General features: G+C 61.4%; 9 protein-coding genes. 7 read left to right on the forward strand and 2 right to left on the reverse strand.

The genetic code is table 11. The features are described 5' to 3' along the window. Positions 1–160 (forward strand): response regulator transcription factor (locus ACFFAR_RS16960; protein ID WP_375508167.1); only part of this gene is annotated, 160 nt, incomplete at its 5' end. On the opposite strand, the gene ACFFAR_RS16965 is transcribed toward ACFFAR_RS16960, so the two are convergent. Beyond that, complete coding sequence (locus tag ACFFAR_RS16965) at positions 155–1,030, reverse strand: LysR substrate-binding domain-containing protein (RefSeq protein ID WP_174363396.1); 876 nt, start codon at positions 1,028–1,030, stop codon at positions 155–157. The two genes, ACFFAR_RS16960 and ACFFAR_RS16965, sit on opposite strands and share 6 nt — an antisense overlap. A gap of 113 nt (positions 1,031–1,143) precedes the next feature. Between ACFFAR_RS16965 and bla the strand changes: the two genes are divergently transcribed. The 5 genes from bla to ACFFAR_RS16990 all read left to right on the forward strand — a co-directional run bounded on the left by bla (position 1,144) and on the right by ACFFAR_RS16990 (position 6,713). Next, positions 1,144–2,049, forward strand: coding sequence for a class A beta-lactamase (gene bla, locus ACFFAR_RS16970; protein ID WP_174363397.1), 906 nt, complete (start codon positions 1,144–1,146; stop codon positions 2,047–2,049). A 24-nt stretch (positions 2,050–2,073) separates the two neighbouring features. Further along, positions 2,074–2,574, forward strand: a complete 501-nt coding sequence (locus ACFFAR_RS16975; RefSeq protein ID WP_174363398.1) for a lysozyme inhibitor LprI family protein — start codon at positions 2,074–2,076, stop codon at positions 2,572–2,574. A 203-nt stretch (positions 2,575–2,777) separates the two neighbouring features. Further along, complete coding sequence (locus tag ACFFAR_RS16980; RefSeq protein WP_174363399.1) at positions 2,778–4,685, forward strand: EAL domain-containing protein; 1,908 nt, start codon at positions 2,778–2,780, stop codon at positions 4,683–4,685. 100 nt (positions 4,686–4,785) lie between these two features. Then, positions 4,786–5,577: a DeoR/GlpR family DNA-binding transcription regulator gene (locus ACFFAR_RS16985; RefSeq protein ID WP_075358396.1), complete on the forward strand. Its 792-nt coding sequence runs from the start codon at positions 4,786–4,788 to the stop codon at positions 5,575–5,577. After that, the gene (locus ACFFAR_RS16990) at positions 5,574–6,713 is read left to right on the forward strand and encodes an MFS transporter (RefSeq protein WP_174363400.1); all 1,140 of its coding nucleotides are present in this window, start codon (positions 5,574–5,576) and stop codon (positions 6,711–6,713) included. Before ACFFAR_RS16985 ends, ACFFAR_RS16990 begins: the two co-directional genes overlap by 4 nt. A gap of 32 nt (positions 6,714–6,745) precedes the next feature. Here the strand turns inward: ACFFAR_RS16990 and ACFFAR_RS16995 are convergent, their stop codons facing one another. After that, the gene (locus ACFFAR_RS16995; RefSeq protein WP_062002040.1) at positions 6,746–7,618 is read right to left on the reverse strand and encodes a LysR family transcriptional regulator; all 873 of its coding nucleotides are present in this window, start codon (positions 7,616–7,618) and stop codon (positions 6,746–6,748) included. 258 nt (positions 7,619–7,876) lie between these two features. On the opposite strand from ACFFAR_RS16995, the gene ACFFAR_RS17000 reads away from it, so the two are divergent. Beyond that, a partial coding sequence (locus ACFFAR_RS17000) for a substrate-binding domain-containing protein (protein ID WP_375508166.1) occupies positions 7,877–8,568 on the forward strand: 692 nt, incomplete at its 3' end.

Raw genomic sequence — 8,568 nt, forward strand, 5'->3', positions numbered from 1 at the left:
GCGATCCATCAGCCGTGGCGCGAGCAACAAGGAAGCCGCGCGCGAACTCGAACTGAGCCCGAGCACCGTACGCACGCATGTGGAGAGCGTATTCCGCAAGCTCGAGTGTTCGACGCGCGCCGCCGCCACGCTCAAGGCATCGGGCATGGGTTTCTTATGAGTGTCCCGTCGAGACTTCGCCGGCAATCCAGTTGCTGAAGGAAAGCATGGCGGGTGTCATGCTTTTTCCTCTCACTGATGTCAGCCAGTAGCTGCCCGCGTTCACCTCGACGCTGAACGGACGAACGAGACTGCCCATGTTCAGTTCGCGCTCGAACATCACGGCGGGCGCGAGCGCCACGCCCGCGCCCTGCATGGCTGCTTCCACCATCAATCGCGACGAATCGAATACGGGACCGCGCAGCGTTCGCGGCGCAATGCCGGCGGTGGCGAACCAGCGCGTCCAGTCATCGACACGATACGAGCGCAACAACGTCTCGTTGGCAAGCGCCTCGGGCTGATCGAGCCGCTGCCCGATCTCCGGCGAACACAAGGTGGCAAGCGGCGCGTCGAAGAGCTTGGTCGCGACCGAACCCGGCCATGTGCCGTCGCCGAAACGAATCGCGAAGTCCAGCCCTTCGGTTGCCAGATCGACCAGGTTGTTATGCGTGAGCAAACGCAGTTCGATAAACGGATGCGCCGCGCGGAACGACTTGAGGCGCGGCATCAGCCAGCCGACCGCGAAGGTGCCAACGGCGCCGACCGTCAGCACCTCGTGGAAATGGCCGCCATCGAATTGCTTGAGGACGGCTTCGATCCGATCGAACGCATCGGTCAGGACCGGGCGCAGCGCGAGGCCTTCGTCTGTCATCCCAAGGCCCCTCGGCAAGCGCTTGAAGAGCGTCGTGCCAAGCCGTTCTTCAAGCGATCTCACTTGCTGGCTGACCGCCGCCTGCGTGACATTCAGTTCGAGCGCGGCGCGCGTGAAGCTCAGATGCCGCGCTGACGATTCGAACGCCCGCAAGGCGTTCAGAGGGAGATAAGGCCGCATGATTTAGCCGATCCATTAGATTTTCTTGGGTGCGCGTCAATTTATCATCGTTTGTCAGTGCGATCCAAACCGTCGATATTGAGCGCTCAATTCACGTCACGAATGGAGGATCAATGGTTACACGGCGAATATTCACGGGCGCTCTTGCGGGCGCGTCCCTAGCTGGTGTTGTGGCGGCATCGTTTGGAGAATGGGCGATGGCCGCAGACAGCAATGGCGCCGGTCTAGCGGACAAGATAAGCAAACGGCTCGCGCGGATCGAAGCGAGCACCAGTGGCCGGCTCGGTGTCTCGGTCCTGGACACGGGTTCAGGCGCCCACGCCGGACTGCGCGCCGACGAAGCGTTTCCCATGTGCAGCACCTTCAAGTTCCTCGCCGCCGGTTTCGTACTGGCGCGCGTGGACAAGGGCGAGGAAGACCTGAAGCGGAAGATCGTCTATTCGAAGAGCGATCTGGTCGATTACTCGCCAGTCACGCAACACCACGCCGACAGCGCGGGCTTGAGCGTTGCCGCGCTATGCGACGCTGCGATCACACTCAGCGACAACACCGCCGCCAACCTGCTGCTCGCGAGCTTCGGCGGACCGGCCGCGCTGACTGCGTTTGTGCGGACCTTGGGCGACACGCAAACGCGCCTCGACCGCAACGAACCGACGCTCAACGAAAGCACGCCCGGCGATCCGCGCGATACCACCACGCCCAACGCCATGCTCGCCAATATGCGCACGCTGCTGCTGACGGACCGGTTGTCGGTAAGTTCATGCGCTCAGTTGCGGGACTGGCTGATCGCGAACAAGACCGGCGCGAAGCGCATTCGCGAGAAGCTGCCAAAGGACTGGCGCGTCGGCGATAAAACCGGCACAGGGTCGCCCGGCTCGACCAATGACATTGCGATCATCTGGCCGCCCAAACGCGCGCCGCTGCTCGTCACGGCTTATCTGACACAAACGAGCGCGCAAACCGCTCGCAGGGAAGCGGCGATTGCGGATATTGGCGGACTGGTTGTGTCGTCGTTTTAAGACCGACATGAAATGCACGGCACAATGGCGATCCTTCATGTCAACAGACCCGCTTCGATGATCAACAAGCTCTCTCATGAACCCGGCCGATGGATCGCCCCGCTGCTCCTGGTTTCGTGCATCTGCGCGGCAACAGCAACATCGGCTTTCGCCGCGTCCGCAGAACCCAGGGACAAGACATCCGACGCGCTGGACGCGTGCCTGAACAATCCGAAGACCATCTCGACCGCGGACATGTCGGATTGTTATTCGGTCGCCTACAAGGCGTTTGATCATCGATTGAACGTTGCGTATCAGCGCTTGCTGAAGACGCGTCCGGCCGTGCCCGCACAAAAGCTGAAGGCTTCGCAGCGGTCCTGGCTGACTTTCCGCGATGCCGAACTGGCGACGCAATCGGCAATTTTCGCAACGCGCCAGGGCACGATGTACGTCCCGATGCAGGAAGACGAAGGCATGTCCCTCACGCGCGACCGCGCATTGAGACTGGAGTCCTATCTGGGCGTGATGTCGGTCGGAGAGCCGTGACGTAACCGCAAATCGGCCGTTCATGAACGGCCGTTTTGCCGTTTGCAAGCCGCCATGATCTGTTTCTTCTTCGCAGCAAACCACGCCTTGCATATTCGTCAGGATAGATTTATCTCAGCGAAACGCGCAATTCACGGGATAATTCGCAACAGAAAAAGCCAGTCGCGCCGATAACCATATAACCACCATACATTGCGCACTCCATGGCGTTCAGCGAACCGCAGTCGCCATTTTTCAAATGGCTCGTAGGATCCGCTCAAGACCTGAGCGCCGACAACCGGCAAGTCCTGCTCTCGAATCTTTTCACCAGGACAACGTCGATTGTCATGGCATCGATTTGCGAGCTCAGCGTTTGTCTGACGGCGTTATATCTCTACCCGGGCGCGGGCTACCTGGCCTGGACGCTGGCCGTGCTCGTCGTTCTGGCCGCGCGGCTGTTGCTGATCGCCGTTTGCTGCAGGCGCAGCGAGCGCAACGAACCTACACCCACGTCGCTTTTCCTTGTCGCCAGCATTGTGTGGAGCGCGCTCCTCGGACTCGGCGCGCTGCTTTGCAACATCAGCGGCGACCAGACGCTCTTTCTGTTGGGCAACGTCTGCGCGGTCGGCGTGGTCGGTGGACTGGCCGGGCGCAATGCCGGCACGCCGCGGCTCGTGATGATCCAGATATCCGTCATCTTTGCGCTGCTCGGCCTGGGCGCGGCAATGTCGCCCGGATCGGGAAAGATCGTGCTGCTGTTCCAGGCGCCGTTCTGTGCCGCAGGATTTTTCACGGTCGCACTGCGCAGCAACAAGGACACGGTCGCCATGCTGCGGGCGCAGGAAACCAGCAACCGTCTTGCGCGCCACGACAGCCTGACGGGGCTTCCCAACCGTGCGCGCATCAGCGAGTTGCTGCTCAATCGTACCGATGCCGAACCCGCGCTGCGCCCCGGATCGTTTGCCGTATTGCTTATCGATCTGGACGGCTTCAAGGCGATCAACGACAGCCTCGGCCACGCCGCCGGCGATCTCGTGCTGCAGGAATCGGCGAGACGTTTGCGGGCGGTGCTACGCCAGGGCGATATTGTCGGACGTCTGGCGGGAGACGAGTTCGTCGCCATATCGAACGATGCGTCTCTCAGCGAAGAGGTCCGCCTGCTCGCCGACCAGATAGTAAAGACGCTCGCCCGGCCGTTCGTGCTCAATGACGCGCTCGTGCGCATTGGCGCCAGCGTCGGCATTTCGCAGTACCCCGAGCATGGCGACACCGGACCGCAGTTGCTGATCTGCGCGGACCGCGCGCTCTATGCCGTCAAGCGCAGCGGCAAGAGCGCGTTTGCAGTTTTCGATGCCCAGGCGCACGCCTCCGATGACAGCCTGAGTCTCTTGCGCAGCGATCTCGAAGGCGCGCTCCAGGCTTTCGGCAGTGGCTTGCGCATGGAATATCAGGCGATCGTCAATCTCGCGAGCGGTGTCACGACTGGCCGCGAAGCCCTCGTCCGATGGACCCATCCCACGCGCGGCGAGTTGCCGCCCACCACGTTCGTGCCTATTGCCGAACGCACAGGGCTGATCCTGCCGCTCGGCGAATGGGTGCTGCGGCGCTCATGCGAGGAAGCGGCCGGATGGCGCGAACCGGTGGTCGTCGCGGTGAACGTGTCGCCGGTTCAGTTGCGCGAGGAGACGTTCGCGGACCTGGTGGCATCAGTGCTTCGCGAATACGATATGGCGCCCTCGCGTTTGAATATCGAGGTGACGGAAACCGTGCTGATGAGCGACGACGGCCCGACGCGCCGAAACGTGGAACGGCTTCGTGCAATGGGTATCGGCCTGGCGCTCGATGATTTCGGCACGGGGTTTTCGACGCTATCGAACTTGTGCCGCTTTTCCTTCGATACGCTCAAGATCGATAGCTCGTTCGTGCGGGAATCGGTGCATCGGAGGGAATCGGCGGCGGTCGTGCGCGGGATCGTGGCGCTCGCGAGGGAACTCGGGATTCCGACGACGGCGGAAGGGATCGAGACCGATGAGCAGCTTGCGTTCGTGCGGGGTTGCGGATGCACGAGTGCGCAGGGGTTTTTTCTGGGGCGGCCGGAACGGGGGGAAAGGATTGCAGGAATAACCGTTTAATTCCGCGCCCGTTTTCAAGGCCGTCAAAAAATTTGCCCTCTCTTGCTCGTTTACGCTACATTACGCTCATTCGTGATCGATTCGAGACAACGAGCAACCAATGCAAAGAACCCGCCGCGACGCCACCGACGCCCTTCTCCCCGACGAACGTGCCGAGCTGATACTCGAACGCCTGCGCTCACGCGGCCGCGTCCTGGCCGCAGACCTCGCAGCAGAATTCAGCACATCCGAGCACACCATCCGCCGCCACCTGCGCGACCTCGCCGATGCCGGCCACTGCAAGCGCGTCTATGGCGGCGCACTGCTGATATCGCCGGCATCGACTGCCGGTTCAACGCGTCTGCGCGAAGCCGGCGATCGCAAGGCAGTGCTCGCGGCATTGGCGGCGAGCATCGTCCGGCCGGGGCAGATCATCTTGCTCGACGCCGGCTCGACCAACGTCGCGATCGCCGCTGCGTTGCCCGATAACGCGGATCTCACAGTCGTGACGAACTCCCCCGATGCCTGTTCGCGGCTGATGGATCGTCCTGGTATCGATGTAATCCTGGTTGGTGGGCGCATGAGTCCGCGCGGCGCCGGGGCGGTCGGTGCCACCGCGTTGCTGCAGGTCCAGCAAATCAGGGCCGACCTGTGCTTTCTGGGCGCATGCGCGATCGATACCACTGAAGGCGTCGCCGCATTCGATGCTGAGGATGCCGAACTGAAACGTGCAATGGTAAAAGCGAGTGGGCTAGTCGCCATAGCAATGACATCGGAGAAATTGATGACTGCAGCACCTTATTTTGTAGCGCCTGCGTCGGGCATCGACCACCTGATCCTGGAAGCAGATGTCCCCGCCGAACGCCTTGGTGCATTTGAAAACCTTTGCGGCAACGTGATGGTGGCGCGATGAAACCCGTCTCCGAACGTATCGCCACAACCGCCATATTTCTCGCCAACGGACTTGGGATCGGCGCGTGGGCCGTCGAGGTTCCGCGCATCAAGGAGGCCTTGTCCCTGAGCGATACCGCGCTGGGACTGGCACTATTCGCGTTCGCCCTGGGCGCGATCGTCGCCATGCCGCTCGCCGGCCGCCTCGCTCCGCGTTTTGGCAGCGGACGCGTCACGGCGTTCCTCGGCCTTGCGTTCGTGATCGCACTGCCCTTGCCCGCCTTCGTACCCGACTTCGCGGTCCTCTGCGCGGTGCTTTTTGTCCTGGGCGCGGCAAACGGCGCACTGGATGTATCGATGAACGGACACGCCAGCGCCATTGAAGGCGAATGGCACGCGCCGATCATGTCGTCGTTTCACGCAGCGTGGAGCGTGGGCGGTTTGCTCGGTGCGGCATCGGGCGCCGCGCTCCAGGTGAACGGCATCGGCACGATGGGCGGCCTTCTGATTCCCGATGCAGTCATCGCCATGCTTGTCCTTGCCGCCGCCGTTTTTGCGCTAAGGGATATTGGACCGCGGGTGCAGAAAGCGGCGAGCGGATTCGTGCTGCCTAGCGGCGCGGTGATGAAACTCGCCGGCCTCGCGTTTCTCTGCATGCTGGTCGAAGGAGCGGTTGCCGACTGGAGCGCGGTGTTCCTGCGCTCCGCACTCGATACACAAGCGAGCGCCGCGGCGTTGGGTTATTCATCGTTTGCTTTTGCGATGGCGGCGTGCCGCGTTGTCGGCGATGTCTCCGTGCGCCGGCTCGGATCGAGTGCAGTGGTTGCAATCGGTGGCCTGATCGCAGCGCTTGGGCTTGCCCTGGTGCTTGGATACCCGAACGTGGTCACCGCTTGCGTGGGCTTTGCGCTGGTAGGTATTGGACTGGCGAACATCGTCCCGGTCATTTTCAGCGCAGCCGGACGATCGACATCGACGCCCGCAGTCGGGGTCTCGATGGCGGCAACCGCGGGTTACGCCGGGTTCCTGGTCGGTCCGCCGATGATTGGATTTGCAGCGGGGTTCCTTGGCCTTCGGCTTGCGCTGTTTGCGCTCGTTATAGCCACGCTCGTTGTTTGCCTGCTAGGCGGTAAAGCGGTCAGGAGCGCAGCCGCCTAGCCCTTGACGACTAGTGCGTCAGGCCGAGGAATTCAGCGAAAAATATCCGCGACAAGATTCGATACCGCACGTATGCGCTCGCTTCCTCGAAGCGCCGGATGCAGCACCATCCATACGTCCTGATCAAGCTCGCGAATATGCGGTTCGACGCAAACGAGGTCACTGGTGGTGTCGCCCGCGAGTTGCGCGAGCACACCCAGGCCCGAGCCTCCAAGCACGCCGTCGAAGACGCCGAGGACATAGCTGCATCGAAGGCTCGGTTCCGGCGCGCCCGGCAAGGTCTTCAGCCACCGCGCCGCCGGATGATCGCCACGCCGCTCGTCGTATCCCACGAACGAGAGCTTGTTCCACTCGCGCCGTTTGATCGCCACCTTGTGACGCAGATAATAATCACGCGATGCGTACAAACCAAAGCGCACCTTGCCGATACGCCGGACATACAGGTCGCCTTCCTCCGGACATTCCGACCAGATGGCAATGTCCGCCTCACGACGCGCAAGGTTATAAGGGCGCTGCGACGTCAGCACTTCGATAGCCAGCCCCGGGAATCTTTCCTGGAAGGAGCCGAGCAGCTTCATCAGGATGTAGGACATCCATTCGACGGCGTTGATCCTGACCGTGCCCTCAAGACCATGAGAACCGGTGACGTCGCCGGCGCGCTCGATCTGATGCGCGAGGATTTCCATTTGCTCGGCCCATGTCAGGACCTGTTGCCCGAACACGGTCACCGTACAGCCGGAAGGCACGCGGTCAATCAGGGGTTCACCTAGTCTTCTTTCGAGTTCGGTCAGCCGGCGCGAGAGCGTCGCGGCGCTCAGATCGCACGCCAGAGCCGCAGCTCGCATGGTGCCTTCACGCGCGATGGCCAGCAAAATGCGCAGATCGTCCCAGTCGACGTGTTCCATATTCGAAACGCCCGCTTTCAATTTTAGAGGTAGCATATCGCTATTCGCGAGGATAGCATTAGACCTCGATAGACCACCCTCGCTTGAACTAAACAAGCACCGGGAGCGGTCTTTCAGATACTCCGCGCCAGAGGAACCGTCATCAGGACTTTCCTTTCAGATTGATTAATTCGTCAATCTCGCGCGTTTCAACTACGCAATGACCAAACGACTCGCGGCTGCCACCCGGTAGACCGAAGAGCGGACTCCGGAGACTTTATGACCCGCAAGCACAATCAAGCTCGACGCCGCGTACTCGCCGCAACCGCGGTGTTTGCCGCCGCCTCGCTCTTGCCCGTTTCATCGGCATTCGCTCAAGCAGCCAAAAAACCCACCGTCGCACTCGTGATGAAGTCGCTCGCGAACGAGTTTTTCCTGACGATGGAAACCGGTGCCAAGGACTATCAAGCCCACAACACCGACAAGTTCACGCTGATCACGAACGGCATCAAGGACGAAACCGATACCGCCAACCAGATCCGCATTGTCGAGCAGATGATCGTGTCGAAAGTCGATGCCCTCGTGATCGCGCCGGCGGACTCGAAAGCGCTGGTTCCGGTGATCAAGAAAGCGGTCGACGCCGGGATCATCGTGGTGAACATCGACAACAAGCTTGACACCGACGTGCTCAAGTCCAAGAACCTGAACGTGCCGTTCGTGGGTCCGGACAACGCCAAGGGCGCGCGTCAGGTGGGTGAATACCTGGCCAAGCAGAAGCTCAAGTCGGGCGATGAAGTCGGCATTATCGAAGGCGTTTCGACCACCACGAATGCGCAGCAACGCACGGCAGGTTTCAAGCAAGCCATGCAAGCTGCGGGCGTGAAGGTCGTTGCATTGCAATCGGGCGACTGGGAAATCGATAAAGGCAATGCGGTTGCATCGCAAATCCTGAACGCGAACCCGAATGTGAA

Origin of the sequence: uncultured Caballeronia sp., assembly GCF_964243625.1 — a bacterium.
In the GTDB taxonomy this organism is placed as follows: Bacteria; Pseudomonadota; Gammaproteobacteria; order Burkholderiales; family Burkholderiaceae; genus Caballeronia.

Bases quoted from the DNA above. Each gene is read 5' to 3' on its own strand.
- ACFFAR_RS16965 (WP_174363396.1), bottom strand. From the start codon at position 1,030: ATGCGGCCTTATCTCCCTCTGAACGCCTTGCGGGCGTTCGAATCGTCA.
- bla (WP_174363397.1), top strand. From the start codon at position 1,144: ATGGTTACACGGCGAATATTCACGGGCGCTCTTGCGGGCGCGTCCCTA.
- ACFFAR_RS16975 (WP_174363398.1), top strand. From the start codon at position 2,074: ATGGCGATCCTTCATGTCAACAGACCCGCTTCGATGATCAACAAGCTC.
- ACFFAR_RS16980 (WP_174363399.1), top strand. From the start codon at position 2,778: ATGGCGTTCAGCGAACCGCAGTCGCCATTTTTCAAATGGCTCGTAGGA.
- ACFFAR_RS16985 (WP_075358396.1), top strand. From the start codon at position 4,786: ATGCAAAGAACCCGCCGCGACGCCACCGACGCCCTTCTCCCCGACGAA.
- ACFFAR_RS16990 (WP_174363400.1), top strand. From the start codon at position 5,574: ATGAAACCCGTCTCCGAACGTATCGCCACAACCGCCATATTTCTCGCC.
- ACFFAR_RS16995 (WP_062002040.1), bottom strand. From the start codon at position 7,618: ATGGAACACGTCGACTGGGACGATCTGCGCATTTTGCTGGCCATCGCG.